This window comes from Ottowia thiooxydans DSM 14619 (genome assembly GCF_000422885.1).
GTDB lineage: Bacteria > Pseudomonadota > Gammaproteobacteria > Burkholderiales > Burkholderiaceae_C > Ottowia > Ottowia thiooxydans.
Window position 1 is genome coordinate 1 of record NZ_AUGX01000017.1, and the last position, 26,219, is coordinate 26,219.

The following is a 26,219-nucleotide window of genomic DNA, read 5'->3' on the forward strand; positions in this document are numbered from 1 at the left end:
GATCTTGATGCGCACAACTTGGGCCTGCTGAAGCTCGGCAAACACACGATCGAGCACGCCACTCTTGGACCAGCGACTCATGCGCGTGTAGATGGTGTGCCAGTTGCCCAAGCGCGCGGGCAGGCCACGCCATTTGCACCCGTGCTCAGCAACATAAAGAATCGCATTCAACACGTCCAAATTCGAGACACCTACATTGCCGCGCTGTACAGGAAGGCAGTGCTCGATCTGGGCAAACTGGGCTGGTGTGATTTCCATGGATGAAGTATCTCTGGCCACCCAGGGGTAACTCAATTAGTGTTAACACGCCCTAGTTCTTGAAGCAAGAGCATCTTTCAGTGCTCTTGCCCGCCCCTTGCCCCGCGCTCCTCAGCACGGCCTCAAGGGGTGGGATACCCACTCGGGCCATTGCTGCGCTCGGCCCTGCACTGTTAGTCGCAAGCGAATGGTTTTACGCCCTCTCCCGCATGGCAGTAGGAGCGCCGAACTTCAAGTGACTCCCATGACCTGGATGCACTACCGATCATGATAAAAATGCAGTTAGCGAAAGGCCGAAAAATAATTTCAGCATGAGAACGCTAAGGAGCAACGATGTCAAACTTCAATTGGTCAGCATCAGAAAAAAAGATCGCACGCCGTGTTTACGACGAGGCCCTTCATGCCGAACTGGCCGAAGTCATGGCCGAGTTCAAGGAGAAAGCGGCAGCCGCAGCAAGCCCAGACGATATGTGGGCCGTCGAGGAGTATTTAGAACGCAAGAGACGCGAGATCGACCGGAAGTACGACTACCGATATTCGCAACTGACTTTTGTTTTTGGATACCTGCTGAGGGAAGGTCGCATACAAGAGGCGCAACTAACCGGTTTGGCAGAGGACCGATTGTCAAACATCCGACTTATCGCCTCGCTTTGAACCTAGGATATACAACCTAGGGCCACCGCACCTAGCTCGCGCCATCTCCTCTGAACTGAAGAGGCTAGCGCGAGAGTCGGTATCCCTGAATCCACCCGCAATGCAATGCAATGCCGCCGCAGCTTAACCTTCGGGCTGAAGCCCTAACTCGGGGATGAGCTTTTTCCACAACTCCAGATCGCGCTTGAGATAGCTACCCAGTTCCGCAGGAGTGCCGGATCTCACGTGATAGCCGGTCTCTTCCAGGTTCTTTCGCACATCAGGTTTGGTCAGCACCGCATTGAGTTCGGCGTTGAGTCTGGCTACGATAGCCGGCGGAGTCTTCGCTGGCACGAGCATGGCAACCCAGCCGACGTTGAGCGGTATGCCCGACAGGCCCGCCTCCGAAGCGGTCGGGACATCGGCAATGACGGGGTTGCGCGCTGCCTCCATTGTGGCGAGTGCGCGCAGTTGACCTGAGCGGATGCGAGGTATGGCGCTTGGAAGATCCAAGAATTGCATCGTGACCTGGCCGCCCATGACGGCAAGGCTCGATTCCGGCGTGGACTTGAAAGGCACGATGGTGATGTCCAAGCCAACCTTGCGCTTTAGCAATTCGCAAAACACCCGGGTACTTGCGTTACCAAAGCTGCAACTGCGGCGCTCCGGATCCTTTCTCATGAGTTCCACGAGCTCAGATAACGTCTTCACAGGCAGTTTGGGATCGACCATCAACACATAGGGCGCCTGAACCATGTGGCCCACAGGTTCGAAATCACTCACTGCGTCGTATCGAACCCCTCGGATAAGGCCGGCCGGCCCGATGGTCAGACCTGAATTTGCCGCCACCAGTACGGTGTATCCATCAGGCTTCGAACGCGCCACAGCTTCAGTAGCCAGCGTTGAGAGCGCGCCAGGACGGTTCTCCACGATGATCGGCTGCCCAAGCGCAGCCGACATCCCTTGTGCCGTCAACCTCGCCTGAGCGTCTGTCGCCGAGCCTGGCCCGAAACCCAAAATGAATTTGATGGGCTTGTCTGGGTAGGTCGTTTGTGCATAGCCAGCGCTCCAGCCAAGGCAGCACAATAAAAACGGAGCGGCGGCTCTCAAAAGACTCGTCATTCGCAGAAAAGGCATAAAGGTCTCCTTGTCAATTTATGGTTAGTCACGCTCAAGGCCAGAGTTCAAGGCGTGATCCTTGGCTCAGGCAGGTGTCGGGGGATCCAGGGCGGGTTCACGCCCTAGTGCTTTATTCCTTCTTCAGCAAAGCTGAGTAAACGTCGCTCTCGTCCTTGATGCGCTGGGCAATTTGTTGCCGGTCGAGCGCGAACTCGTCGTAACCTTTCTCGCGCATCTGCTGCTGGAATACAGGATCTTTCTGGATCGCTCGGAGCACAGCGGACAGCTTTTCGCTGGCAGCCGATGGGGTGCCTACATGCTGGAACAGGGACATCCAAGTAGTCACCTCATAGCTCGGATAACCCTGTTCGGCGATAGTGGGCAGCAGGGGGAAAGCAACGTTGCGCGTACGAGAGGTGACTCCGAAGGCATTGATACGATCATGTTTCGCATAACCCTGCGCAGTCGCAGTCACGTCAAAGAACATCGAAATCTGGCCTCCCAGCAGATCAGCCATAGCGGGTGCGGCCCCTTTATAGGGAACGTGTACCAACGACGTGCCCGAAAGCTTGCCCAGCAGTTCGCCCGACAAGTGACTGGACGAGCCCTCACCGGAACTACCGTACGTCACACGGCCTGGGTGTGCCTTGGCATGTGCAATCAGCTCCCTGAGTGATTTCGCCGGCACGGCCTTGCTCACCAACAGCACGTTAGTAACGCTCACCACGCCGCCTATCGGAGCCAGGCTCTTCAGTGGCCCGAGTGCTGCATCCTTCGACACGAAAGGTGTCACGGTGAACGTACCGGCGGCGCCAAGATACAAGGTGTAGCCATCTGCGGGTGCGCCAGCTACTGCAGCGGCCCCCACCAATCCCGACGCGCCGGCGCGACTTTCGACCACGACCGGTTGGCCTAGCGCGATCCCCATATGGTTTGCCAAGATCCGTGCTGCACCATCTACCGAACCTCCCGCTGGGTAGCCAATGACCAGCTTCAGGGGTCGCTCCGGATATGCTGCATGCGCAATACAAACCATGAGGCCAAGAATGACGGGTACGAAATATCGTTTGAGCATTTGAATCCAAAGAAAATAGTTGCGTTGCCTTATCGGCCCAGCGCCACCGCAGTAATCCCGCCGATGCCGACATTGGCCTTTGGCATGTCGTGAAATAGCACCCGTACGCTGGCGGCCGGCACCTCCCCCCAACGAGATGTGGCCGCGGTAAGAGCCCCGATGAGCAAGGCCTTCTGTTCGTCGGTGCGGCCGGGCATAAGGTAGATGTGCAATAACGAAATGCCCTCACCCACACGGCCCCCCACCGAGACGCTGTCGGCCGGTTGACTGGCGAGCAGCACACGCACCTGGGCAAGAGGCGCATCGAGCGCTTCCACGATGCATCGGGTATAGGCCGCGCACAACTCTGCTCGCACGGGGCTGGGATAGTCGCGGTTGAAAAATGCTTGCAGCATTGGCATGGCCTTCTCCTAGTTCGCCGTTTGCACATGGCGATCGACACTGCGGCATGCGGAAAGCATCCGCAAAGCGCAATCAGGTGTCATTGGGATTTTTAGACTGGGTCGACGCCGGAACCGACTGGGCGGGGGAGTGCCCTGCCGGTAAATCTGTGTAGCGGGAATCACGGGCATCTAACGCCAACACGACAGCTAGCGCGCCAGCAGCGCCAGCCGACACATACAGCTCTGCATCGCGCTCTGTACGCGCCAGTGACTCCCAAGCGCCCAACGTCTGGTTCCCGCATTGCAGTTCTCCTTCAAGCACCAGAACAAACTGTGCAACAGACAGAGAAAAGGCAGGAAGACATGCCTGTGCCCCTGGCCCCAAACGAATGGCTGCGGCGCTGGCACTGCCGTCGGCATTCGCGGCCAAGGGCTCCGGTACTTGTGCCTCGTGCGCATTCAAGTGCATAGGCGCACCATCGGTTGGCACTACAGGACCTGCATGGAACTGGTGTCTTGGCCCGCGCTGAAGCATCTCCCTATGTTCCGGAATGAAATATGCGCCAGCCTCAAACACCGCACGTATAGTGAAATAGGAAAGTCCCTCGGGACCAGCCACCAGGGGCCCGTAACCCGTATAGGCGGTTGCATAGTGGATCAACCCAGGTGACAGAGCATGCGGCCCCAACGTACCGCTTCCCTGCACCACCACTTGGAATTCATTCTGTGCATGGAAATGCGTTCGCAGGCAAGAGCCAGGGGGTTGCTCGACGAGAAACACGGTCGGAGAGAGCAAAGGATCTCGAGTGGATTCCATCCACTCGCTCTTGCAATAGGTAAAACCATCGCCAGCAGTAAGCTGACGGTGTGTAGCATCTCTGCGACTGCGCAGGCCGTAGAACATGGCGTCAGTAGACATAGCGCCAATCATTCAGCGATACGCCCGATATATTCCGCTCTGTGATGTGATTGACGCCAATGAGGTGGCGTCGGACAGACCAGCTTTCTTTCTGAGAACTCATCAACGTCTTTCTTGTTTGAATTGCATGCCGCAAACTTGCGTCCGTGACGTCTCATTACGTCAATAGCGCTCCTGAATTTGCGCGGCAGCATCCCTTACGAATGGCAGCACTCGATCAATCCACGCGGTGCCCATCGACTGCGAAAAAGTCGAACAACCCAAGACACCTAGAAGCTCACCGGACCGGGCGTGCAGGGGCACTGCCAACGCGCTGCTCTCGTCTGGTCGAACGCCGGCGCGTAAGCCGTAGCCCTGCCGCCGTGTTCGCCGCACAAGGCTCCGAAGCGCCTTGCTCTCAAACGTTGCATCAGCGAGCCCCTGCTCCCGCAGCAGTTGCACAAGGATGCGCCGCTCTGAGGCGCTGCAGTAGGACAAATAGGCAGTGCCCAGGGCCGTGTCCAACAGGCCATAGCGCTGGCCGAAGCAAGTCGGCTTCATGGAATAGGGGCTGTAGGGCATGGTGCAGAGGTTGGCTCTTACCTCTGCACCATCAATCACGCCGACCGCCAAGGGCCACTTCATCTTTTTGGTTGCCCCGACCAAAATTGGACCGGCAATATCGGCAAGTCGATTTTTTTCCACGAACCCACTGCTCAAATTACGGACGTGGTGGGTCAACCGGTACTGACCATACATCTCCTCGCCGCTATGCACATAGTGCTCAGCTTGCAATGTTGCCAACAAGCGATGGACAGTGGTTTTTGGAAGGCCCGTGCGCTGCTGCAAATCCTGTAATGACCAGATCTCGCGCTCATTCAACGCGCGCAGGACCAACAACGCCCGCTGAATGGATCGGGTCAGCCCTTCCGTCGGCGGCAGGGGTGTTTCCCTGCCTGCTCCGACACGCGGTGAGTGAGATCGTCGGTGTGCTCTTCCGGGCGAGTCTCGTTCAACGGACGATCCCCGCGGTGCACGCTTTTGCGCGTATTCCATACATGTCTCCAGTTGGGACCATCCGGTAACCCTTATGCGTCAGGCTTGGGCCTTTCGCAGCGATCACTGTCGCTTTGATGGAGGGAATTCTAGGACCGACATGGGTGCAACTACAAGCGTCTCAACTCCTTCATTCCCATGATTCCGTCTGACGGAATTCATGAAGTTCCAAGCCCTGAGAAAGCCGTGGATAGATAGACTCACTCGTAACGCAGGCTTATCAGAGCCAAGCATGGTGGATAGGGAGATTGGTTGTGAGCTTCATCCCTCAAAGCGCGAACCGCCTGCACGTTACCCGCATTTCAAATGAGCAGTGGCATTCAATCAAAACACACGCCTTGCTGGTCGCGTGATTGAACCAACCGTTTCGTTTTGATTTCCTTTCGTTCCTGCTGATCCGTAAAAAGCTTCCCTCTATGACCAACATTCACCACCAGCACGCGGTTGCTTTCCGTCAGCGGTTCTGCAACCGGGAGACGCTTCTTGGAACATTTATAAAATCTTCCGGTGGTGCACCCGTGGAGATCATGGGCCAGGCGGGGTTTGACTTCGTGGTTGTAGATGCGGAGCACGCGCCTTTCGATCGGGCAGCTGTCGAACTATCCATACTCGCAGCCCGGGCTAGCGGCATTGCATCCATTGTCCGGGTACCCAGTGCCTCGCCGCACGCGCTTTTGGCGCCGCTGGACGATGGCGCCTGCGGCGTGATGGTGCCTCATGTGCGCTCCGCGCAGGTGGCACGAGATATCGTGGCAGCCTGCCGCTACGCCTGGGGGCGAGGCTTCTCCAATTCTCCCCGGGCGGGCGGGTATGGCGTTCGCACAATGTGGGAGCATGTAGACGCCGCGGACCAGGCGGTTACGGTGATCGCCATGATCGAAGATCCTGAGGCTTTGGATGAGATCGATGACATCCTGGCAGTAGACGGGATCGACGGCGTGTTCATTGGCCGCGGCGACTTGGCTGTGGCATTGCAGGACCGCGAGCCAGGCAGCCCTCAGGTGGCCCAACTCACTGATCGAGTGCTCCAGGCTTGTGCCCGCGCAGACAAACCTGCTTGCCTTCTCACCACCCGCTCATCTGAGGCGCAGACTTTGCAAGCTTTCGGTGCCAGCGCGTTCGTTATCGCATCCGACCAAGGGTTCATGCGCACCGCCGCAGAACAGGCACAAAGCCAGTTCCGTGCCGCATTGTCATCTTTCACCACAACCTAGCCCCCGCTCCCGTGAGATTCCGCGCGCGTCAAGCGCTCCACTAGAAAAAGCAACTCGTCATGTACAACCCAACCGACCCCCGCTCCTCCCTGGCACCCGGACTTGCCTCCGGTCATCCCGCCGCCACGACGTTCTCAGCCGCCGAATACGCTCGCTTTTACGCCGATCCACCGCAGGTGACGGATTTGCTTTCTCGGCAGTGGTTTGCACGCGGTCAGAATTTCGTTTTGGTCTATATGGAGGCAGAGGCTGGCGCAACATTCAGCCGCGTTGAGCAACCTGACGAATATGTAGTGCTACTGCCGGACACGGTAACGGCTGTCACGCTTGATTGCGAGGGACAGCAGCACGCCCTGCCGGGCTACACCATTGCTTTCGTCCCCCCAGGGTCCAGTCGCATCGTCGTGGAAAAGCCAGGGCGGGTGGTGCTGATGTTCACCACCCGAAGCACAGACCTGTGCGCTATGTGCAGCAATGCAACCGCGTACGCCGAATCCCATCCCAATATTCCTGCGTTCGAGGCTTGGCCAACACCGATCGACGGGTTGAAACTGAGGCAATACAGCCTGGACGTTCCGGAAGTGCCCGGCCGCTTCGGCCGCATCTGGCGCTGCACTACTTTCATGGTGAATTTCCTGCCAACTCAGTTCGGCCCGCGTGATGTCACCAAGCTTTCGCCCCATCAGCACGACACGTTTGAACAGGGATCGCTTGCGTTGAAGGGCTCGTTCATGCACCACGTTCGTTGGCCATGGACTCCAAACCTGCACGCCTGGCGCGCCGATGATCATGAGCAATGCGGTTCGCCTTCATTTGCCGTTATTCCGCCTCCTGCCATTCACACTTCGCGCGGGCTGGACGCAGGCGCGAACGACCTGGTCGATGTGTTCTCGCCCCCCCGGATGGATTTCTCGCTCGCGCCAGGCTGGGTGTTGAACGAAGCAGACTACCCCATGCCTGCGATCCAGGCTTGATCAGGTGCGACAGTTATTGCCCGCAAACGCGGGCGTTTCGTTCTCTGCAGGCGCCTACGTGAGTAAAAGTCAAAGGCCGCTTACTTGTCGAACTCAGGTCAATCGAAGCGACGCATTTCCTGAACTTTCCAGCCTGTGAGAAACTCCGCACCGATCAATCGTGTCGGGGCCTTTTAAGGCCACTAAAACGCGCATCTCCAACGACTCAAGCAGGAAAAGGGGCGAACTTGAAAAATGCAGTCAGCACGGCCAAGGACAGTAGCAAGCTCAAGGATGAGCGCCCCTTGGTGGAGGACATTCGGTTATTGGGCCGCATTCTGGGCGATGTCATTCGTGAGCAGGAAGGTGTAGCCGCATTCGAGTTGGTCGAGCAGGTGCGTCAGCTCTCGGTGGCGTTCCGCCGCGACGCCGATCAGGAAGCTGACCGAGCACTGAAGAAACTGCTCAAAGGCCTGCCCAGCGAGCAGACCGTGAGCGTGATTCGCGCTTTCACTTACTTCAGCCACCTGGCCAACCTGGCCGAGGATCGCCACCATATTCGCCGTCGTGTGATTCATGAACGCGCGGGCAATACGCAGGAAGGCAGCATAGAGGCGGCCATGGCGCGGCTGCGCAAGGCGGGCATCGGGCCCAAAGCCATATCTCAGACCCTGGCCGAGTCCTACGTTTCACCTGTGCTCACGGCTCACCCTACCGAAGTGCAGCGCAAGAGCATTCTGGATGCCGAGCGCGACATCGCCATCTTGTTGACTCAGCGTGACGATATTCGCGCCCGCGCCCTGCCCAAGGACGCACTCGCACCACGAGAGCTGGCCGCGAACGAAGTCCAAATGCGGGCCCGGGTGCTGCAACTGTGGCAGACGCGGCTGCTTCGTTTTACCAAGCTCACGGTGGCAGACGAAATCGAGAACGCCTTGAGTTATTACGAGGCGACGTTCTTGCGCGAAATCCCCAAGCTGTATGCCGATCTGGAGCGTCAGCTCGGCAACCACCCCGTAGCCAGCTTCTTTCGCATGGGCCAGTGGATTGGAGGTGACCGCGATGGCAACCCGAATGTCACAGCCGAAACGCTGGAACATGCGCTGCGTCGTCAGTCCGAAGTGGCATTACGGCACTATCTGACCGAAGTCCACCGCCTGGGCAGCGAACTCTCACTCTCTGCCTTGCTGGTGGGTTGCACGCCCGCCATGCAGGAACTGGCCGACCGCTCTCCTGACCTCAATGAGCATCGCCAGGACGAGCCTTACCGCCGCGCGCTGACCGGCCTCTACGCCCGGCTCGCCGCCACGCTCAAGTTGCTGAGCGGTGCAGAGGCCGCGCGCCACGCGGTGGCACCGCAAAACCCTTATCCGAACGCAGAAGCTTTTCTGGCGGATATGCAAATCATTCGGGATTCCCTGGGCGCCCACTATGCCAGTGGACTCATCGGCCAACGCGTGGGGCCGCTGATGCGGACCGCAGAGGTGTTTGGCTTTCATCTGGCCACGGTCGATTTGCGCCAGAGCTCGGACAAGCACGAGGAGACCATCACCGAGCTGCTAGCCACCGCGCGCATCGAATCTGACTATGCCGCGCTGCCGGAAGATCGCAAGCAGGCCTTGCTGCTGCAACTGCTGGCCGACGCCCGGCCACTCCGCGTAATGAACGCGAAGTACAGCGAGCAGACGGTGAGCGAAATCGCGATCTTCGAAAGCGCCAAGCGCATGCGCGAGCTCTACGGAGCACAGGCGATCCGCCACTACATCATCAGCCACACAGAAACCGTGAGCGATCTGCTGGAAGCGCTGTTGCTGCAGAAGGAAGTCGGCCTCATGCGGGGCACCCTGGGACTAGGCTCCCCGGACGACGCGGTGAACGACCTGATTGTGGTGCCGCTGTTCGAAACCATCGAAGACCTGCGCAACGCCGCGCCTATCATGCGTGCGTTTTATGCGCTGCCCGGCGTGGCACACATGGTGGTCCGCAGTGGTTCCGAGCAGGACATCATGCTGGGCTATAGCGACAGCAACAAGGATGGCGGCATTTTCACCAGCAACTGGGAGCTCTACCGGGCAGAGATTGCGTTGGTGGAGCTGTTCAACGAGCTGGAGGCCTCCCATAAGATCCGCCTTCGAATGTTCCATGGCCGTGGTGGCACTGTGGGCCGTGGGGGTGGCCCAAGCTACCAGGCCATCCTGGCCCAGCCACCGGGCACAGTACGGGGCCAGATCCGGCTGACCGAGCAAGGCGAAGTGATCGGCTCCAAGTATGCCAATCCCGAGATCGGGCGGCGCAATCTGGAGACGCTCGTAGCCGCCACGCTGGAAGCCACGCTCCTGCAACCCACCAAACCTGCTACCCCTGCGTTTCTGTCCGCTGCCGAAGCGCTGTCGCAGGCCAGCATGGCGGCATACCGATCGCTGGTGTACGAAACACCCGGTTTCACCGATTATTTCTTCAGCGCTACGCCCATCCGCGAAATCGCCGAACTCAACATCGGCTCGCGCCCAGCCTCTCGGAAAGCGGCGCGCAACATTGAAGATCTGCGCGCTGTACCCTGGAGCTTCAGTTGGGGGCAGTGCCGGCTGACGATCAATGGCTGGTATGGCTTCGGAAGCGCAGTGCACCGCTTCCTGAATGAAACCCCTGGGCAGTCGCGGCGCGCCGGTTTGGCCTTGCTGCAGAGCATGTACCGCGAGTGGCCCTTCTTCCGCACGTTGCTCTCCAACATAGACATGGTGTTGGCTAAAAGCGATTTGGGCTTGGGCTCACGCTACAGCGAATTGGTCAGTAACACGAGGCTGCGCAAGAAGGTGTTCGCAACGATAGAAGCGGAATGGAAACTGACGCTGGAGGCGTTGGCGCAAATCACAGGCGACAAACAGCTGCTGGCGCATAACGCATCGCTGTCGCGCTCCATCCGCCACCGTTTCCCTTACATCGATCCACTGCACCACCTGCAGGTGGAATTGGTGCGCAGACACCGCGCAGGCAAGATCGATGAGCGGGTGCACCGCGGTATCCATATCTCCATCAACGGCATTGCAGCCGGTCTACGCAACACGGGTTGATACCCACTCTCTACGCCCTCATCCAATGGAAGAGGGCGTAGAGGTATGCAAGATTCAGGCTAGCTCTTCAATGGGCACGCAGCTGCAGAAAAGATTGCGGTCACCATGGACGTTATCAATCCGGCTGACGGGCGGCCAGTATTTGACGCCGCCTGCTCTATGCGCTCCGCTGGCGGCCCCAATTGCACGGGAATAGGAGTGCGGCCATTCGGCACCTAGCAGCACATCTGCCGTGTGGGGGGCGTTCTTCAGCGGGTTGTCTTCCATTGGCCACTCGCCTCGCTCAATCATGCGGATCTCCTCACGGATAGCGATCATGGCATCAATGAAGCGGTCGATTTCTTCCAGTGTTTCGCTCTCGGTGGGCTCGACCATCAGGGTATTGGCCACCGGGAAGCTCAGCGTGGGCGCGTGGAACCCATAGTCAGCCAAACGCTTGGCGACATCTTCGGCCATGACACCGCTGGTTTCCTTCAAACCCCTCAGATCCAGAATGCATTCGTGCGCCACATGCCCGTTCGCACTGGCGTACAGCGTGGGGTAATGCGGCTGCAGGCGCTTGCTGATGTAGTTGGCACTGAGAATGGCTGCCTCGGTGGCATGCGTGAGGCCTTCCGGGCCCATCATGCGGATGTACATCCAGCTGATGGGCAGCACTTCCGCATTGCCATAAGGCGCCGCGCTGATGGCCCCCACGCCGCCCTTCAAGCCAGTCGTGGCATGACCAGGCAAGTAAGGCACCAGGTCTTCGACCACGCACACAGGCCCCACGCCCGGGCCGCCACCGCCGTGCGGAATGCAAAAGGTTTTATGAAGGTTCAGGTGACTGACATCGCCACCGAACTCACCGGGCGCAGCCACGCCCACCATGGCGTTCATGTTGGCGCCATCCACGTAGACCCGTCCGCCGTGGCTGTGGACCATCCGGCAAAGCTCTTTCACCTCAGTCTCGAACACGCCGTGGGTACTGGGGTAAGTGATCATGACGCAGGCCAGCCTGTCGCTGTGCTGCTCGCATTTGGCTTTCAAGTCTGCCATGTCGACGTTGCCTTGGGCGTCGGTGGCGGTCACAACCACCTTGAGCCCCACCATCTGCGCGCTGGCCGGATTGGTGCCGTGTGCGCTGGCTGGAATCAGGCAGATGTCGCGCTGGCCCTGGCCGTTGGCGTCGTGCCAGGCCTTGATGGCCAGCAGACCAGCGTACTCACCCTGGCTACCCGCATTAGGTTGCAGGCTGACGTCCGCATAGCCTGTGATGCTGCTCAGCCAGCGCCGCAGCAACGCATCCAGCTCCTGATAACCCAGCAACTGGTCCGCAGGTGCGAAGGGGTGAAGGTTCGCGAACTCAGGCCAGGTGATGGGAATCATCTCGCTGGTGGCGTTCAGCTTCATGGTGCAGCTGCCCAGCGGGATCATGCTGCGATCAAGCGCAAGATCCTTGTCTGACAGCTGACGGATATAGCGAAGCATTCCGGTTTCGCTATGGTGCGTATTGAATACCGGGTGCGTCAGGAAAGTGCTGGTGCGACGCAGTTCTGCAGGAATGAGATCGGGCGCGCTGGCTTCGAGTGCTGAGAAATCGAGCACAGGCTGACCACCTGCGAAGATGCTCCAGATGAGCTCCACGTCTGATCGTGTGCTGGTCTCATCGAGTGCAATGCAAAGATAGATGTCCCAGGCCTTGCGCAGGTTGGCCCCGGCAGCCACAGCACGCGCGGCGATGGCATCCGTGTCCGCATCGGTTTTGAGGCAGATGGTGTCAAACGCTGACGCATGGTGCGTGGCCGTAAAGCCGATTTGCTTGAGACCCGCTGCCATGATGGCCGCCAGACGCGCCACTCGTGCCGCAATACGAGCCAAGCCTGTAGGGCCGTGATAGACCGCATACATGCTGGCGATCACCGCCGGCAGCACTTGTGCAGTGCAGATATTGCTGGTGGCCTTTTCACGGCGGATATGCTGCTCGCGCGTTTGCAGCGCCAACCGGTAGGCAGGCTTACCCTGTGCATCCACGCTCACACCGACCAGGCGGCCAGGCAAGGAGCGCTTGAAGGCATCACGGCAAGCCATGAAGCCGGCGTGCGGGCCTCCAGCGCCCATGGGCATACCGAAGCGCTGCGCGCTGCCGATGACGATATCTGCGCCCATCTCTCCGGGGACCTTGATCAAGGTGAGTGCCAGCAGATCGGCCGCAAAAATGACAGCCGCGCCCTTGGAGTGCACGGCTTCTGCGTCCTTGGACCAATCATGCAGCCAGCCACTGCTGGCGGGATACTGAATGAGCACAGCGAAATAATCGTCTGCCGCCAACGCGGCATCCCACTCCTGCGCCGAATTGGCCAGCTTGACGGCAAGTCCCAGCGGCGCCGCACGGGTTTGCATGACCTCAATGGTCTGAGGATGTACGTCACCGCTGACCACAATCGTCTGGCCTTTGGCTTTAACGCTGCGCTTGGCAAGCGTCATGGCCTCTGCAGCGGCGGTGGCTTCGTCCAGCATCGAGGCATTGGCGATATCCATACCGGTCAGATCGCACACCATGGTCTGGAAATTAATCAGCGCTTCCATGCGGCCCTGGCTGATTTCAGCCTGATAGGGCGTGTAGGCCGTATACCAAGCTGGGTTTTCCAGCACGTTGCGCAAAATGACACCGGGGGTGTAGGTGCCATAGTAGCCCTGGCCGATAAAGCTCTTCAACACCTGGTTGCGGCTTGCGATCTCTTTCAGCTCGGCAAGCGCCGCTGCCTCAGTGATGGCAGGCGGAAGGTCCAGAGCCTTGGCGCGCGCAATGCTGCGCGGCACGATCGAATCGATCAGCGCCTGGCGGGATGCTTCTCCGATGACAGAAAGCATCTGCTTTTCATCAGCGGCTCCGATGCCGATATGACGAGCAACGAATTCACTGGGGTTTTCGAGGGCGCTGAGCGAGATGGACATGGTCGTTGTATCCGACGGGAAGAAAAGAGGGTTGGCGTTGGCCCCGCCGCACTGGCAACGGTAGGGTTTGGGGGGTAGGCAGCGCTTTAGAGGGATGCTGTATGAGCCACCACCGGTCGGGCCGTGCCGCTCCACCTTGCCTTATGAGGCATCGGTATCTACACAACTTCCTTTGTTCCTCTCCGTCATCCCCGCCTGCGCGCGGGGCCGGCCATCCGGGGATGACGGAGACAGGAGATGTCTTGATGCCTACAGTTAGAAAGGGAAGGAGAAAGTCAAAGACGACTGATCGATCACTCAGGCGGCGTCAGTCAGCTTGGTGTAGCTGGCCTCGTCCATCAAGGCGGTCAGTTGATCCGGTTGAGAAAACTTGACCTTGAAAAACCAGCCAGCCCCGAGAGGGTCGGTATTGGCCAGGCTCGGGTCATCGCGCAAAGCTTCGTTGACTTCCGTGATTTCGCCAGTGATCGGCATGTACACATCGGCGGCGGCTTTCACGGATTCGACAACGCCAGACACTTCTTTTTGATCGAATGACTTGCCCACCTCGGGCAACTCAACAAACACCACGTCACCCAGAGCGTCCTGAGCATGCTTGGTGATGCCAACGGTAGCAATACCGTCTTCGACTTTGATCCATTCGTGGTCTTCGGTGTAGAGCAGGGTCATGATGATCTTTGGAGTTTCGGATGAGTTGAGTGGGAGGGAGGAAAACAGAAATCTCAGGGCGCCACCACGGCATCCCATTTGCGCAGGTAAGCATTGCGGCCGGCTTGCCACCCAGGTGTGCCAAAAGCGCCACCACTTTGGTGCGTCAAGGCAATAGGCCAGGTACCAAGCCGCAGCCCTTTAGCACGCAGGCTGCGGCAAAAATCCATGTCATAGAAGTGAAAGTTGAAACGCTCATCGAAGAGCACCCCGCTATTCACGAGCACATCCCGCCGGGCAGCCAGCAGAACGCCATCGAGCAATTCACACTCTGCGGGTGTCGGCCCAAAATGGCTGATGGCACCGAAGGGCATCTTGCCGTGCGCCACACTGCCAGACAGGTTGGCTCGGTCGTCCCACTCCAGCCTTTCGTTCACGAAAGCCCAGGCGGGTTGGTTGCGCACGCGTCGGCGGTTACCTGCTACGCCAATGGCATCAAACTTCTGCAGCCCTTCTGCGATACGTTGGCTGAAGAAATAATCATCAAGCCAGACGTCGTCATGCAGAAATACCAGCAGGCTGCCCACTGGAGCAGCTTGAATCAGCCGGTTATAGATGACGGGCAAGCCAAGGGTATTTTCAAAGGTGACGCTTGCTCGCAAGTGTGTGTCGAACGCCAGTCTCTTAAGCGACTGGCCCAGCGCCGATTCCTGCCAGAACCTCTCGGCCGGCAGGCGGGTAGCACTTGCGACAATTACATCAGTCAAAGCGTGATCCTTCGTCAACCCTGATCTTAGAACGTGTTCTTAGAGCGTGCTTATGATCTTTTCGAGGCTGGATACCCGGCGCCCAAAAAGATCATGAACACGTTCTTAGCCCCGGTAGTAGCGCGCAGGCACAAAGGGCATGGCAGAGACGGTCATGGGTACTGGTTTGCCACGAACCATGGCAAACAGTTCGGTGCCCGGAACGGCGTAATCCGGTTGCACGTACGCCATGGCGATCGGCTGATCGATAGTGGGGGCAAGCAACCCGCTGGTGACTTCGCCAATGGTCTGGCCGTCCATGTTTTCCAGTTTGACTTGCTCCCGGACAGGAATGCGCTCCTTCGCAATCAGCCCGACGCGCTTGCGCGCCACAGGCAGCTTGCCATCGAGCTGCGCAAGCACGAAATCAGCGCCAGGAAAGCCGCCAGCGCGCTCCCCTCCCGTACGCCGTACCTTCTGCATGGCCCAGTTCAGCCCGCCTTCAACCGGTGTGGTGGTGGGATCCAGATCGTTGCCGTACAGGCAAAGGCCGGCTTCCAGCCTCAGGGAGTTGCGCGCGCCCAGGCCAGCAGGCTTGACTTCAGGCTCGGCCAGCAGTGCACGCGCGAACGCCTCGGCTTGCTCGCCGGGAAGGGAAATTTCAAAGCCATCTTCGCCGGTGTAGCCGCTGCGGGTGATGTAGAGCTCTGCGCCCTGCCAGATAAAAGCACCGCCCGTCATGAAAACCAGTTTCTCTACCCCGGGCACCTGCCGCTGCAGCGCAGCCACGGCTTTCGGTCCCTGGAGGGCCAGCAGGGCCTGATCCGGCATGGGAACGATCTGGCAGCGCCCGCCAATGGCGGCTTGCATGTGCGCGATATCCCCTACCTTGCAGGCGCCATTCACGATCACGAATAGATGGTCACCCCGATTGACGAACATCAGATCGTCAATGATTCCGCCCGCATCGTTCAGCAGCAGGCCGTAGCGCTGCTTGTCTTGCCCCAGGCTGATCACATCCACAGGCATCAGCGTCTCAAAAGCGGCAGCAGCGTCCGGCCCGGCCAGTTTGAGCTGCCCCATGTGCGAGACATCAAACAGACTGGCGGCGTCACGCGTTTGGCGATGCTCTGCTATCAGACCTGCAGGGTATTGCACTGGCATGGAGTAGCCGGCAAAAGGCACCATGCGAGCGCCCAATTCGATATGCAGGGCATTCAGAGGGGTTTGTAGCAGGGCGGTATCGACGGTCATGGCCAGGGCTCCTTGAAATGCGTATAAATCGTGCATCGGCACGCCGCCCCCAAAACCAATGCGTTTGGAAGCTTCGTGCCTGGAACCCTGCTGTCCTCTTTACCTGAGAGATTCAACGTCGCCGCGTAGCAGCGCGCGCTTTGCCCCTTCGGTGAGCGCCATGAGACCACGGCGCTTCTCTCCAACAGAATTGTGTTGTGTCAGTCCTTTTTGCCTGAGCGTTCGGCCTTCGGCGGCGCCAGGGCTTCAGGCATTAAGCGCCCAAGCTCCCCGGAACTCTCTCCTGACACGCCCAATTCTACATGCCCGAATAGTTAGGGCCGCCGCCGCCCTCAGGAGTGACCCACACAATGTTCTGCGTGGGATCCTTGATGTCACAGGTCTTGCAATGCACGCAGTTCTGCGCGTTGATTTGCAAACGCTGGGCACCCCCGCCCTGAGCTTCGTCAGGCACAAACTCATAGACGCCTGCAGGGCAAAAGCGGCTTTCCGGGCCGGCGTACTCGGCCAGGTTGATGCGCACAGGCACCGTGGGGTCCTTGAGCGTCAGGTGGGCGGGCTGATTTTCTTCGTGGTTGGTGTTGCTGATGAACACGCTGGAGAGGCGATCGAAGGTCAGCTTGCCGTCGGGCTTGGGGTAGACGATGGGCTTGCACGCAGCCGCCGGTTTAAGCTGCACATGATCCGGCTGCTGACGATGCAGCGTCCAAGGAGCATGGCCGCGCAACACGAACTGCTCAAAGCCGTTCATCACGGTTCCCACCGTCAGGCCCTTCTTGAACCAGTTCTTGAAGTTGCGGTCTTTGTTGAGCTCAGCAGCCAGCCAGCTTTGATCGAACGCCTCTGGATAAGCAGCCAGTTCGTCGTGCTGGCGCCCCGCCACCACGGCGTCGTAAGCCGCGTCTGCGGCCAGCATGCCCGTCTTGATGGCTGCATGGCTGCCCTTGATGCGGCCCACGTTCAGGTAGCCGGCGTCGCACCCTATCAGTGCACCACCCGGAAACACGGTCTTGGGCAGCGCCAGGATGCCGCCAGCCGTAATGGCCCGCGCACCATAGGAGATGCGCTTGGCATTCACATTGCCTTTGTCATCGGTGAAATACCACTTGACGCGCGGATGCGTCTTCCAGCGCTGAAACTCCTCGAATGGGCTCAGGTGGGGGTTGCCATAGTTCAGGCCGACCACGTAGCCGCAAAATACCTTATTGCCCTCCGCGTGATAGAGAAACGCGCCGCCGTAGGTCTGCTCGTCCATTGGCCAGCCGGCCGTGTGCATGACAAACCCGGGGGTGTGTTTGCTCGGGTCAATCTCCCACATCTCCTTGATGCCGATGGCGTAGCTTTGCGGATCGCTGTTTTCGTCGAGCTTGTAACGCTCAATGAGCTGGCGGCCCAGGTGGCCGCGAGAGCCTTCTGCAAACAAGGTGTATTTGGCGTGCAGCTCCATGCCAAGCTGGAAGTTTTCTGTGGGCTCGCCGTCTTTGCCCACGCCCATGTTGCCAGTAGCCACGCCCTTGACGCTGCCATCTTCGTTGTAGAGAACCTCTGCCGCAGGGAAGCCCGGGAAGATCTCCACGCCCAGCTCTTCGGCCTGAGTGGCCAGCCAGCGAACCACATTGCCAAGGCTGACGATGTAGTTGCCATGGTTATTGGCGAAAGGCGGCAGCACCATGTTGGGCACCCGGGTGCCATCAGTCTCACTGAGGAAGACGTAGGCATCGTCTGTGACCGGCTGGTGAAGGGGTGCGCCTTTGGCTTTCCAATCCGGGATCAGTTCGGTCAGGGCCTTGGGATCCATCACGGCGCCCGAAAGAATGTGGGCACCGGGCTCCGAGCCCTTTTCTAGCACCACCACAGAGACGTCCTGGCCCTTTTCGGCGGCCACTTGTTTCAGGCGGATGGCCGCCGAAAGTCCAGCCGGGCCAGCCCCGACAATGACCACGTCATACTCCATGGCCTCGCGCGGGCCGTACTGTTCGATGATTTGTTCGGGTGTCATGGCTGTCTCTTGTGGGTTTGAAATAATGGGCGTTATCGTGCACCCGCGCTCAGCCGCCATGCGGCATGATGTACATCCGATTTTATGCATCACGCGGCAGAGTTGCCGCGCGAGCTTCATTTCACGCCAAAAAGAAGGATCATCCCATGGCTTACAGCATAGATTTGTCCGGCCGCGTGGCCCTCATCACAGGTGCCTCCAGCGGCCTGGGAGCTCACTTTGCGCGCACCCTCGCTCGCGCCGGTGCCGGTGTGGTGCTGGCCAGCCGCCGCCTTGAAAAATTGAAGGATCTGCGCGCCCGCATTGAAGGCGAAGGCGGCGATGCCCACGTGATCGAGTGCGATGTCAATGACCTGGACTCCATCAAATCCGCCGTAGCGCACGCCGAGACCGAGATGGGCTCGATCGACATCCTGATCAACAACTCAGGGGTAAGTACCACTCAGCGCCTTCAGGATGTCACCGAGGAAGACTTCAACTTCATCTTTGATACCAACGTACGGGGCGCGTTCTTTGTGGCTCAGGAAGTGGGCAAACGCATGATCGCTCGCTCCAAAGGCGCCGCTCCCGGCAGCTTTACGGGTGGCCGTATCATCAATATCGCCAGCATGGCGGGTTTGAAGGTGCTGCCCCAGATCGGCGTGTACTGCATGAGCAAGGCCGCTGTCATCCAGATGACCAAGGCCATGGCGATGGAATGGGGCCGCTTTGGGATCAATGTGAATGCCATATGCCCTGGCTACATCGATACCGAGATCAATCACGAGCATTGGAAAACAGAGCAGGGCCAGAAGCTCATCAATATGCTTCCCCGCAAGCGCATAGGCGATCCCAAAGATCTGGACGCGGTTCTGATGATGTTGGCCTCTGATGCAAGCCATTTCGTCAATGGCGCGGTGATTGCGGCCGATGACGGTTTCGCGATCTAAGAATCGTCAGGGTTTCCGTCATCCCGCCTGATCGGGACTGGCGGAAGCAACTTCAAGCTCACACATCAAGAAATATCAATGAAGATCGAAATTCCAGAGCGCAAGAAGCTCGTTTTCGAAAGCCGCATTCCCGTGCGCTGGGGCGATATGGATGCCATGAGGCACCTGAACAACGCCACCTATTTCCGCTACATGGAAACGGCACGCATCGACTGGTTTCACACGTTGGGCTGTGTGCCTGCCACCTCGCAAGAAGGCCCGGTGATCGTGAACGCGTTCTGCAATTTTTATCGGCAGTTCGAGTACCCCGATGAAGTGCTCATCAAAATGTATGTCAGCGACCCCAGGCGCACCACCTTTGAGAGTTGGGCCACCATGGAGAGCGTTTCCGAGCCCGGCGTAATACGCGCTGCCGGTGGCGCGACCACCATCTGGGTGAATTTTGCTCAGCAAAAGGCCGTTGACCTTCCGGAAAGCCTGCGAACCCTCATCGGCGATTGACTTGCCTGATAGGCACCAAAGCCTGCTCGAATTGCCGGCTGGCCTGGGGCCAGTTGAACTGTTCCGCATGGCGGCGAACGCCGTCACGAGGTTTCCCTAGCGCGGCCAGACAGGCCGCTCTGAGATCCATATCTATGGCCCCGCCGGGTGAGGCGTGACCCACCACGTCGATGGGGCCTGGTACGGGATAAGCCGCCACTGGCGTGCCGCACGCCATCGACTCAGCCATCACCAGGCCAAAGGTGTCTGTAACGCTGGGGAACACCATCACATCCGCGGTGCGATAGACCGCTGCCAGATCGTCCCCACTCATCACCCCGAACCAGCGCGCATTGGGGTAGCGCGCTTTCAGCTTCGCTTCCTCCGGCCCGGTACCTGCCACCCATTTTTCACCCGGAAGATCGAGTTCTAGGAATTTGTGAACTTGTTTTTCCACGGCCAATCGGCCCACATACAGGAAGACCGGCCCAGCGCCGCGCTCCAGCCTGGGGCCTTCGGGCGAGAACGCATCCAGATTCACTCCGCGGGACCATAGCCGGGCCCTTTTGAAGCCGCGCGCCTTGAGGTCATCAACGATAGCCGGCGTGGGGGCCAGCGTGCCCTCACCTGCGTTGTGGAATTTGCGCAAAAGCGCGTAGCTCCAATCCACCGGCAGACGTACCCGTGCATGCACGTACTCCGGAAATCGGCTGTGATAGGCGGTAGTGAAAGGCCAACCGCGCCGCATGGCCACACCCCGGGCCGCCCAGCCTAGCGGGCCTTCAGTCGCTATGTGCAGGCAATCTGGCCCCACGGCATCAATACGACGTGCCGCGGCAGCGCGCGTGGCCAAGGCGAGCGATATTTCAGGATACGTGGGGCAAGGCACCGACTTGAAATCCAAAGGCGAAAGAATGTGCGTGGTATGCCCCATGGCGCGCAGCTCTCGCGTGGTCATTTTCAGCGTGCGCACCACGCCATTGACTTGCGGCTCCCAAGCGTCGGTCACGATCATGATCTTCATGGTTGCTTTTCTTTCAAAGGTCTTTCCGGATCAGGCTGCACCCAGCGGACACCCTGGCCTGAATAGGTCACAGAGACGCACGCCTTCCGGTATTGCCACATCAATAAGGCCACCCCGCCGGCCACGAATACGCCCAACAGGAGCGCCAGTTGATGCAGCGGCCATCCCGCCACCTGCAAACCTGCGTAGGCGCCCAACATGGCCAGCACACAAAGGTTTTCGCTGAAGTTCTGAACCGCGATGGACTCGCCAGAGCCCAAGGGGCGGTCAGAATTGCAACTTGGACGGCCGCCCAGCAATACCTGACCACGATGCTGAAGGAGCGCGTTCATAGGCACCACGAGGAACCCCGTCAGGGCCCCCACAACCACCATGAGTGGAGCAGCCACCATCACGCTCTGCACGAAGGTCATCATCGGCACCACAAGGCCAATCAACACGCCCAGCCCCAGCAACTGCGGCGCCTGCTCCAGCGTGACCCAGCGGCCTGCTGCCAGCGCCCCCAACCCTATTCCCACCGCCACCAAACCCTGAAGGTAGGCAGCTCCTGACAGGGAGAGCCCAAGCTCTTGCTGCGCCCACGCCAGCACCACGAACTGCAAGGTAGCACCCGCCCCCCAGAACAGTGTGGTGACCCCCAAGGAAATTCCCGCCAAGGGGTCACGCCACAACACGCCTTGGGCTCGTACAAAACGTTCCATCAACTCGCCCAGGGAAAGCTGCATCGCCCGTAGCTGGGCGCCGCTCGCCGGAATAACCCAATTCAGCGCCGCAGCCACCACATACAGCGTGAGAACCATCATCAGCGCCACCGACAGGGGTGAGTCAACCGGTAACCAAGCGCCAAGCTCCCGCACCAACTCCCAAGCCAGCAATGGCCCCACCAACCCACCACCCAGCATGGTGCCCAGAACGATGGCCCCCACGGTGGTCACCTCCAGCCAACCGTTGGCGTGCACCAGTCGATCTGTAGGCGCCAACTCCGCCATCAGCCCATACTTTGCAGGGGAGTAAACAGCCGCTCCGACTCCCGCGATCGCAAAAGCCAACAACGGGTCAACTCCGGAAGCGATCAGCACACATCCCAGCGCCTTGAGAGCGTTGGCGGCGAACATCACCCTGCCCTTGGGCCAACGATCAGCTATCGCTCCCACAGCGGGCGCCAGCCCCACGTACGCCAGGGTGAACATCGCTTTGAGCAGTGGTGCGAGCCACATGTTCTGGCCAGTCTCTTTCAGCCACGCCATCGCCACGATCAACAAGGCGCTGTCAGCCAACCCCGACACAAACTGTGCCGCCACAAGAAAGCCGATGCCGCGCTTCATCGCGCAGCGCTACCAGTCCACTGAAACAGGCTCATTGGACGATTGGAACGAGCTAGTGTGAAAGCGGGATGACGGTTAGAAGGCGGTCAGACGTGGGATGAGCAAGCGCTATTGCAGGGGAAATATTTTTGGTATACCATAATACCAACATACAAATGGAGACCTCCCATGACAGCACCTCATCACCCCACCGGCTTGACAAAACGGCTTGCCCACCAATTTCGGCTCATGGCGATTGGGCTCGCATGCGCCAGTACGGCTGCCTTTGCTGCCTTCCCTGAAAAGCCGGTCACGCTGGTGGTGCCTTTCGCGCCAGGTGGCAGCTCAGACAATATTGGCCGCACCCTTGGGCAGCCTCTGGCCGAAAAGTTGGGGCAACCTGTGGTCATCGAGAACGTCGCGGGTGCAGGGGGTGTACTCGGTACGCAGCGCACAGTGCGCGCACAGCCTGACGGCTACACGGTGCTCCTCGGATCAGGCTCTGAAATCCTGATCAACAAGCTCATCAATCCTGGCATTTCATACGATGCATCCCGCGACCTGACGCCTGTGGTTTTCATCGGTACAGGGCCTATGGTGTTGCTCGGCAAACCCGGCTTGCCAGCCAATAACATCGCCGAACTGCTGCAGCTCGCTCGCTCTAAACCAGGGATGTTGAGCTACGGTTCAGCCGGCAACGGGACGCCCATGCATGTGGCCGGTGAACTGTTGAAAATGCGGGCCAACATCTCCATGACTCATGTGCCCTACCGCGGTGCGGCGCCTGCTCTGGTTGACTTGCTGGGTGGCCAGATTGATCTGGCCGTTTCCACACTGAGTGCGGCCCAGACCTACATCAAGAGCGGCCGCGTGAAAGCGCTCGCCGTCACCGGAGCGAAGCCTTCCGAACTTGCACCAGACATCCCTGCCATGGGAATGCAACCGGGCCTTACCGGGTTTGATCTAGGGGTGTGGTTCGGCCTCTTCGTTCCGGCAAAAACATCACCAGAAGTGGTGCGGAAGATCCAGACCGCTGCACAGCAAGTGCTGGCTGACCCGGCTGTGCGCACCCGCCTGGCTGAGCAGGGCGTGAGCGCCTCGGGTGAATCCGCCGAGAGCCTTCGCAAATTCATGGCCGCCGAAACCGAAAAATATCGTGCGGTCGTCAAGGCAGCCAACATCACCGCTGAGTGAGTCACTCCACCTCTCACATCGAAGAAATCCACATGAACGCCAATATCCGCAAGATCGTCACCTATTCCGAAGAAACCCGCATTGAAGGCGGCAAACAAGCTGCCCGTCCGCTGACGATGTACGGGGTGGCTGCAGTGCTTGCCAACCCATGGGCTGGCCGTGGCTTTGTGGAAGATCTTCAGCCTGAAATCCGTGCCATCGCCCCCATTCTTGGTGAGCTACTGACTTCAGCCATCCTGCGCCAAACGGGTTCAGGCGAGGTGATCGAGGGGTATGGCAAGGCTGCTGTCGTCGGTACGTCTGGAGAAGTGGAACACGCCTCTGCACTCATCCATACGCTGCACTTCGGCAATTTCTATCGCAAAGCGGTGGGCGCCAAGAGCTACCTGAGCTTCACCAACGTGCGCGGAGGGCCGAACTGCTCCATAGCCATCCCTATGATGCACAAGAACGACGAAGGCATGCGCTCGCACTACCTGACGCTGCAATTCGCGATCAATGACTCCCCCGCCCCAGACGAGATCGTCGTGGCCCTGGGCGCCTCGATCGGCGGCCGCCCACATCATCGCATCGGCGACCGCTATCAGGATCTGAAAGAGCTCGGCAGCAATGATGCGTGAGGACATCACCTTGTACGCCCCCGATGGAACGGCCTACGCCGTTCACGGCGAAGGCGAACCTGTGGTGTTGATCCATGGTGTCGGTATGCAGCACGGGGTCTGGGCGCCGCAGATTGAAGATCTGGCGCGCTCGCATCAAGTGATTGCCTACGACATGCTTGGCCACGGCGGCAGCCCCTTGCCACCAGACGATGCAAGATTGCAAGACTACGCAGAGCAGCTTGAACGCCTTCTGGATCATCTGGGCATTCCTGCAGCCAACGTGGCAGGGCATTCAATGGGTGCCTTGGTGGCTATGGAGTTCGCGTTGCGGCACCCTTCAAGGACATCGCGCCTGGCTGCCCTCAATGCAGTCTTTCGCCGAACGCCCGAGCAGCGTGCAGCCGTTCAATCGCGCTCCGAGGCTCTGGACCAATCGGGTGTGCAGGCCACCATTGGCTCTACCATTTCCCGCTGGTTTGGCGATCCCGTGCCAGCTTCGCTGCAATCCATGGCGACTACCGTCGCAGGCTATCTGCGGGATGTTCACCCAGAAGGCTACGCCCGCACTTACAGGCTCTTCTCCTCATCCGACGAAGCGCACGCGGGCAAGCTGCATCAGTTGACCATGCCCACGCTGTTTCTCACCGGCGAGTTCGACGCCAACTCGTCACCGGAAATGTCAGAATCAATGAGCAAGGAAGTGCCTCAATCGATCGTCGAAATCATCCCCGGCGAGCGGCACATGATGACCGTAGTGGCACCCGATGCGGTCAACCAGAGTCTGCGCAATTGGCTTGCCTTTCGGCGTGATATTCAGACGTGAAATACTTGCGCCTCGGAGAATGTACTGAGGAACGCCATGACTACGCCCCGCCCAGCCTCGCTGAAGGTTGACCGCAGCGCCAAGACGCTGCGCGAGCTTTCGCTTGAAAAGATGCGAGATGCCATCTGGAATGGGCATTTCAAACCCGGAGAACGGCTGGTAGAGCGCAATCTTTGCGAACAGCTGGAGGTTAGCCGCTCCATCGTGCGGGAAGTCCTGCGCCACCTCGAAACTGAAGGCCTGGTGGAATCGGGCAGTCAGCAAGGCCCGGTCGTTGCCACGCTGACAGCTGATCAAGCCGCTCAAATCTATGAAATCCGCGCCTTGCTCGAAGGGCATGCGGCCCATACGTGCGCCGAGAAAGCCGATGCCGCAGCCATCCAGCGGCTCGTTTCGTTAAACGCAGCCACGCAGGAGGCGTTTCGCAAAGACGATTTCCACGAAGTACTGGTACGGACCACTGCTTTCTACGAAGCCCTGTTCAACGAAGCCGGGCTTAGCATGGCGTGGGAGGTGGTTCAGTCGCTCAATGCACGCATCAACCGCCTGCGTGTCATGACCATCAGTTCGCCCGGACGCAAGAAAGAAGCTGCAGACGAGATGAGCAAAATCGTCGAAGCACTCCAAAAGCGTGATTCGAAGGCGGCGCAGCAGGCTTCGCAGGCGCATGTTCAGCGCGTGGCCCAGATCGCCGCCGAGCGCTTGCGCGAAAGCGGCGTGGCCTGAGAATGACCTAACGCCCACTACCCACCTATCAGCGCCTCACGACAGCCCGGTAGGTGAATTGATCCGGCAGGCTGTACATATCAGAATAGAACAATGCGAGCCCCGTCAGGTCATGGGGCACGAAGCGCATGTACAGCAAAGGCGTATCCGCAGGAACCTTGAGCAAAACACCTCGCATCCACCCGGCCTTCACGGCGGAGGCTGAAATCTGAGTGCGATCCAGACGGAAGCCCAACTCGTCTTCCAACAAGTTCATGGCGTCTTCATCGGCGAGGCGAGAAGCCAGGATCTCACGGCCCAGCGTGGGCTCGTAATACGCTTGAAAAAACGCGGCCGGCACGCCATCTGCCATGCGCACGGTGCGCACGACGGTGACCGGCGTACGAGGCGCCAGCTTGAGCGCCCGGGCCACGCGAGCAGGCGCCGGACCCGTCCGCGTGCTGAAAGTTCGCCCGCTCGCCGCACGGCCGTGTGTACGCAAAAGCTCGTTGAAACCCGCCAGCATCCCCAGACGTGATGATCCAGCGGGACGCGTGACGAAACTGCCTTTACCGTTCTTCGTCTCAATGAGGCCTTCAGATTGGAGCTCGTTCAAAGCTTGTCTGATGGTGATTCGACTCACGCCAAAAGCCAATTGAAGTTGAGCCTCCGATGGAAGCTTTTGGCCTGCCGGAAGGCGTTTTTCAAGGATGTCCTCACGTAGACGCCCCTTGATCTGTGCAAACAGAGGGATCTCGCCAACTGCGTCGGCACTAGGAAAAGTTGGGGCGCTGGAGCTTGTCATGTGTCCGGAGCAGGCGTCACGTCGAGTTTGTATCAGCTTAGTGTAGCCCCATTAGCCAACCTGTCATATCAGGTATTGCCACGCCGAGTTTTTCAACCTATCATGACAG

The 26,219-nt window shown here is 59.2% G+C and carries 24 protein-coding genes and 1 riboswitch; of the genes, 10 read left to right on the forward strand and 14 right to left on the reverse strand.

What is annotated here, in order from left to right:
- Window positions 1-258: transposase (locus G518_RS0115965; protein WP_028603532.1), on the reverse strand; the 258-nt coding region annotated here is incomplete at its 3' end.
- Window positions 259-591: 333 nt separating this feature from the next.
- Here G518_RS0115965 and G518_RS0115970 point away from each other — a divergent pair.
- Window positions 592-912, forward strand: a complete 321-nt coding sequence (locus tag G518_RS0115970; protein WP_028603409.1) for a hypothetical protein — start codon at window positions 592-594, stop codon at window positions 910-912.
- A 123-nt stretch (window positions 913-1,035) separates the two neighbouring features.
- Here the strand turns inward: G518_RS0115970 and G518_RS0115975 are convergent, their stop codons facing one another.
- The 5 genes from G518_RS0115975 to G518_RS35445 all read right to left on the reverse strand — a co-directional run bounded on the left by G518_RS0115975 (window position 1,036) and on the right by G518_RS35445 (window position 5,422).
- Window positions 1,036-2,028, reverse strand: a complete 993-nt coding sequence (locus G518_RS0115975; protein ID WP_051236815.1) for a Bug family tripartite tricarboxylate transporter substrate binding protein — start codon at window positions 2,026-2,028, stop codon at window positions 1,036-1,038.
- A gap of 112 nt (window positions 2,029-2,140) precedes the next feature.
- Window positions 2,141-3,085: a Bug family tripartite tricarboxylate transporter substrate binding protein gene (locus tag G518_RS0115980; RefSeq protein ID WP_028603411.1), complete on the reverse strand. Its 945-nt coding sequence runs from the start codon at window positions 3,083-3,085 to the stop codon at window positions 2,141-2,143.
- 29 nt (window positions 3,086-3,114) lie between these two features.
- Window positions 3,115-3,486 (reverse strand): tautomerase family protein, encoded by a 372-nt coding sequence (locus tag G518_RS41020; RefSeq protein ID WP_028603412.1) that lies wholly within the window; start codon window positions 3,484-3,486, stop codon window positions 3,115-3,117.
- Between the two features lie 73 nt (window positions 3,487-3,559).
- On the reverse strand, window positions 3,560-4,387 hold the full coding sequence (locus G518_RS38550) for a hypothetical protein (protein ID WP_156909420.1): 828 nt from the start codon (window positions 4,385-4,387) through the stop codon (window positions 3,560-3,562).
- Window positions 4,388-4,549: 162 nt separating this feature from the next.
- Window positions 4,550-5,422 (reverse strand): helix-turn-helix domain-containing protein, encoded by an 873-nt coding sequence (locus tag G518_RS35445; RefSeq protein WP_084651886.1) that lies wholly within the window; start codon window positions 5,420-5,422, stop codon window positions 4,550-4,552.
- A gap of 416 nt (window positions 5,423-5,838) precedes the next feature.
- Here G518_RS35445 and G518_RS35450 point away from each other — a divergent pair, with 416 nt between their 5' ends.
- The 3 genes from G518_RS35450 (at window position 5,839) to ppc (ending at window position 10,660) form a co-directional block, all read left to right on the forward strand.
- Complete coding sequence (locus G518_RS35450; RefSeq protein ID WP_036594999.1) at window positions 5,839-6,636, forward strand: HpcH/HpaI aldolase family protein; 798 nt, start codon at window positions 5,839-5,841, stop codon at window positions 6,634-6,636.
- A 59-nt stretch (window positions 6,637-6,695) separates the two neighbouring features.
- Window positions 6,696-7,610: a cupin domain-containing protein gene (locus G518_RS0116005; RefSeq protein WP_028603414.1), complete on the forward strand. Its 915-nt coding sequence runs from the start codon at window positions 6,696-6,698 to the stop codon at window positions 7,608-7,610.
- A 227-nt stretch (window positions 7,611-7,837) separates the two neighbouring features.
- Window positions 7,838-10,660 (forward strand): phosphoenolpyruvate carboxylase, encoded by a 2,823-nt coding sequence (gene ppc, locus G518_RS0116010; protein WP_051236818.1) that lies wholly within the window; start codon window positions 7,838-7,840, stop codon window positions 10,658-10,660.
- Between the two features lie 54 nt (window positions 10,661-10,714).
- Here the strand turns inward: ppc and gcvP are convergent, their stop codons facing one another.
- From gcvP to G518_RS0116035, 5 genes are all read right to left on the reverse strand, one after another.
- The gene (gene gcvP, locus G518_RS0116015; RefSeq protein ID WP_028603416.1) at window positions 10,715-13,597 is read right to left on the reverse strand and encodes an aminomethyl-transferring glycine dehydrogenase; all 2,883 of its coding nucleotides are present in this window, start codon (window positions 13,595-13,597) and stop codon (window positions 10,715-10,717) included.
- 297 nt (window positions 13,598-13,894) lie between these two features.
- The gene (gcvH, locus tag G518_RS0116020; RefSeq protein WP_028603417.1) at window positions 13,895-14,266 is read right to left on the reverse strand and encodes a glycine cleavage system protein GcvH; all 372 of its coding nucleotides are present in this window, start codon (window positions 14,264-14,266) and stop codon (window positions 13,895-13,897) included.
- A gap of 53 nt (window positions 14,267-14,319) precedes the next feature.
- Window positions 14,320-15,012 carry a glycosyltransferase gene (locus tag G518_RS0116025; RefSeq protein WP_051236869.1) on the reverse strand — a complete coding sequence of 231 codons (693 nt, stop codon included), beginning with the start codon at window positions 15,010-15,012 and terminating at the stop codon, window positions 14,320-14,322.
- A gap of 105 nt (window positions 15,013-15,117) precedes the next feature.
- The gene (gcvT, locus tag G518_RS0116030; RefSeq protein ID WP_028603419.1) at window positions 15,118-16,245 is read right to left on the reverse strand and encodes a glycine cleavage system aminomethyltransferase GcvT; all 1,128 of its coding nucleotides are present in this window, start codon (window positions 16,243-16,245) and stop codon (window positions 15,118-15,120) included.
- Between the two features lie 80 nt (window positions 16,246-16,325).
- A riboswitch (glycine riboswitch) is annotated at window positions 16,326-16,440 on the reverse strand.
- A gap of 103 nt (window positions 16,441-16,543) precedes the next feature.
- Window positions 16,544-18,244, reverse strand: a complete 1,701-nt coding sequence (locus G518_RS0116035) for an electron transfer flavoprotein-ubiquinone oxidoreductase (RefSeq protein WP_028603420.1) — start codon at window positions 18,242-18,244, stop codon at window positions 16,544-16,546.
- 146 nt (window positions 18,245-18,390) lie between these two features.
- On the opposite strand from G518_RS0116035, the gene G518_RS0116040 reads away from it, so the two are divergent.
- Window positions 18,391-19,173 (forward strand): SDR family oxidoreductase, encoded by a 783-nt coding sequence (locus tag G518_RS0116040; protein ID WP_028603421.1) that lies wholly within the window; start codon window positions 18,391-18,393, stop codon window positions 19,171-19,173.
- 78 nt (window positions 19,174-19,251) lie between these two features.
- Window positions 19,252-19,674, forward strand: coding sequence for an acyl-CoA thioesterase (locus G518_RS0116045; RefSeq protein WP_028603422.1), 423 nt, complete (start codon window positions 19,252-19,254; stop codon window positions 19,672-19,674).
- Here G518_RS0116045 and G518_RS0116050 read toward each other — a convergent pair.
- Window positions 19,661-20,677: a glycosyltransferase family 4 protein gene (locus tag G518_RS0116050; RefSeq protein WP_028603423.1), complete on the reverse strand. Its 1,017-nt coding sequence runs from the start codon at window positions 20,675-20,677 to the stop codon at window positions 19,661-19,663. The two genes, G518_RS0116045 and G518_RS0116050, sit on opposite strands and share 14 nt — an antisense overlap.
- Window positions 20,674-22,002: a lysophospholipid transporter LplT gene (lplT, locus tag G518_RS35455; RefSeq protein ID WP_051236820.1), complete on the reverse strand. Its 1,329-nt coding sequence runs from the start codon at window positions 22,000-22,002 to the stop codon at window positions 20,674-20,676. The genes G518_RS0116050 and lplT overlap by 4 nt, the downstream gene beginning before the upstream one ends.
- Before the next feature lie 168 nt (window positions 22,003-22,170).
- On the opposite strand from lplT, the gene G518_RS0116060 reads away from it, so the two are divergent.
- Genes G518_RS0116060 through G518_RS0116075 form a run of 4 tightly spaced genes read left to right on the forward strand, consistent with a single transcriptional unit; the run spans window position 22,171 to window position 25,326 of the window.
- On the forward strand, window positions 22,171-23,175 hold the full coding sequence (locus tag G518_RS0116060; protein WP_245597984.1) for a Bug family tripartite tricarboxylate transporter substrate binding protein: 1,005 nt from the start codon (window positions 22,171-22,173) through the stop codon (window positions 23,173-23,175).
- A gap of 32 nt (window positions 23,176-23,207) precedes the next feature.
- Window positions 23,208-23,795, forward strand: coding sequence for an amino acid synthesis family protein (locus tag G518_RS0116065; RefSeq protein WP_028603425.1), 588 nt, complete (start codon window positions 23,208-23,210; stop codon window positions 23,793-23,795).
- A 10-nt stretch (window positions 23,796-23,805) separates the two neighbouring features.
- Window positions 23,806-24,600 (forward strand): alpha/beta fold hydrolase, encoded by a 795-nt coding sequence (locus tag G518_RS0116070; RefSeq protein ID WP_211231723.1) that lies wholly within the window; start codon window positions 23,806-23,808, stop codon window positions 24,598-24,600.
- Between the two features lie 36 nt (window positions 24,601-24,636).
- Window positions 24,637-25,326 carry a GntR family transcriptional regulator gene (locus tag G518_RS0116075; protein WP_028603427.1) on the forward strand — a complete coding sequence of 230 codons (690 nt, stop codon included), beginning with the start codon at window positions 24,637-24,639 and terminating at the stop codon, window positions 25,324-25,326.
- A 28-nt stretch (window positions 25,327-25,354) separates the two neighbouring features.
- Here G518_RS0116075 and G518_RS0116080 read toward each other — a convergent pair whose 3' ends face one another.
- Complete coding sequence (locus G518_RS0116080; protein ID WP_051236824.1) at window positions 25,355-26,110, reverse strand: GntR family transcriptional regulator; 756 nt, start codon at window positions 26,108-26,110, stop codon at window positions 25,355-25,357.
- Between the last annotated feature and the right edge of the window lie 109 nt (window positions 26,111-26,219).

Excerpts from the sequence above, each read along its gene's own strand:
- G518_RS0115970 (WP_028603409.1), top strand. The coding sequence starts at position 592 with ATGTCAAACTTCAATTGGTCAGCATCAGAAAAAAAGATCGCACGCCGT.
- G518_RS0115975 (WP_051236815.1), bottom strand. The coding sequence starts at position 2,028 with ATGCCTTTTCTGCGAATGACGAGTCTTTTGAGAGCCGCCGCTCCGTTT.
- G518_RS0115980 (WP_028603411.1), bottom strand. The coding sequence starts at position 3,085 with ATGCTCAAACGATATTTCGTACCCGTCATTCTTGGCCTCATGGTTTGT.
- G518_RS41020 (WP_028603412.1), bottom strand. The coding sequence starts at position 3,486 with ATGCCAATGCTGCAAGCATTTTTCAACCGCGACTATCCCAGCCCCGTG.
- G518_RS38550 (WP_156909420.1), bottom strand. The coding sequence starts at position 4,387 with ATGTCTACTGACGCCATGTTCTACGGCCTGCGCAGTCGCAGAGATGCT.
- G518_RS35445 (WP_084651886.1), bottom strand. The coding sequence starts at position 5,422 with ATGGAATACGCGCAAAAGCGTGCACCGCGGGGATCGTCCGTTGAACGA.
- G518_RS35450 (WP_036594999.1), top strand. The coding sequence starts at position 5,839 with ATGACCAACATTCACCACCAGCACGCGGTTGCTTTCCGTCAGCGGTTC.
- G518_RS0116005 (WP_028603414.1), top strand. The coding sequence starts at position 6,696 with ATGTACAACCCAACCGACCCCCGCTCCTCCCTGGCACCCGGACTTGCC.
- gcvP (WP_028603416.1), bottom strand. The coding sequence starts at position 13,597 with ATGTCCATCTCGCTCAGCGCCCTCGAAAACCCCAGTGAATTCGTTGCT.
- gcvH (WP_028603417.1), bottom strand. The coding sequence starts at position 14,266 with ATGACCCTGCTCTACACCGAAGACCACGAATGGATCAAAGTCGAAGAC.
- gcvT (WP_028603419.1), bottom strand. The coding sequence starts at position 16,245 with ATGACCGTCGATACCGCCCTGCTACAAACCCCTCTGAATGCCCTGCAT.
- G518_RS0116035 (WP_028603420.1), bottom strand. The coding sequence starts at position 18,244 with ATGACACCCGAACAAATCATCGAACAGTACGGCCCGCGCGAGGCCATG.
- G518_RS0116040 (WP_028603421.1), top strand. The coding sequence starts at position 18,391 with ATGGCTTACAGCATAGATTTGTCCGGCCGCGTGGCCCTCATCACAGGT.
- G518_RS0116045 (WP_028603422.1), top strand. The coding sequence starts at position 19,252 with ATGAAGATCGAAATTCCAGAGCGCAAGAAGCTCGTTTTCGAAAGCCGC.
- G518_RS0116050 (WP_028603423.1), bottom strand. The coding sequence starts at position 20,677 with ATGAAGATCATGATCGTGACCGACGCTTGGGAGCCGCAAGTCAATGGC.
- lplT (WP_051236820.1), bottom strand. The coding sequence starts at position 22,002 with ATGAAGCGCGGCATCGGCTTTCTTGTGGCGGCACAGTTTGTGTCGGGG.
- G518_RS0116060 (WP_245597984.1), top strand. The coding sequence starts at position 22,171 with ATGACAGCACCTCATCACCCCACCGGCTTGACAAAACGGCTTGCCCAC.
- G518_RS0116065 (WP_028603425.1), top strand. The coding sequence starts at position 23,208 with ATGAACGCCAATATCCGCAAGATCGTCACCTATTCCGAAGAAACCCGC.
- G518_RS0116075 (WP_028603427.1), top strand. The coding sequence starts at position 24,637 with ATGACTACGCCCCGCCCAGCCTCGCTGAAGGTTGACCGCAGCGCCAAG.
- G518_RS0116080 (WP_051236824.1), bottom strand. The coding sequence starts at position 26,110 with ATGACAAGCTCCAGCGCCCCAACTTTTCCTAGTGCCGACGCAGTTGGC.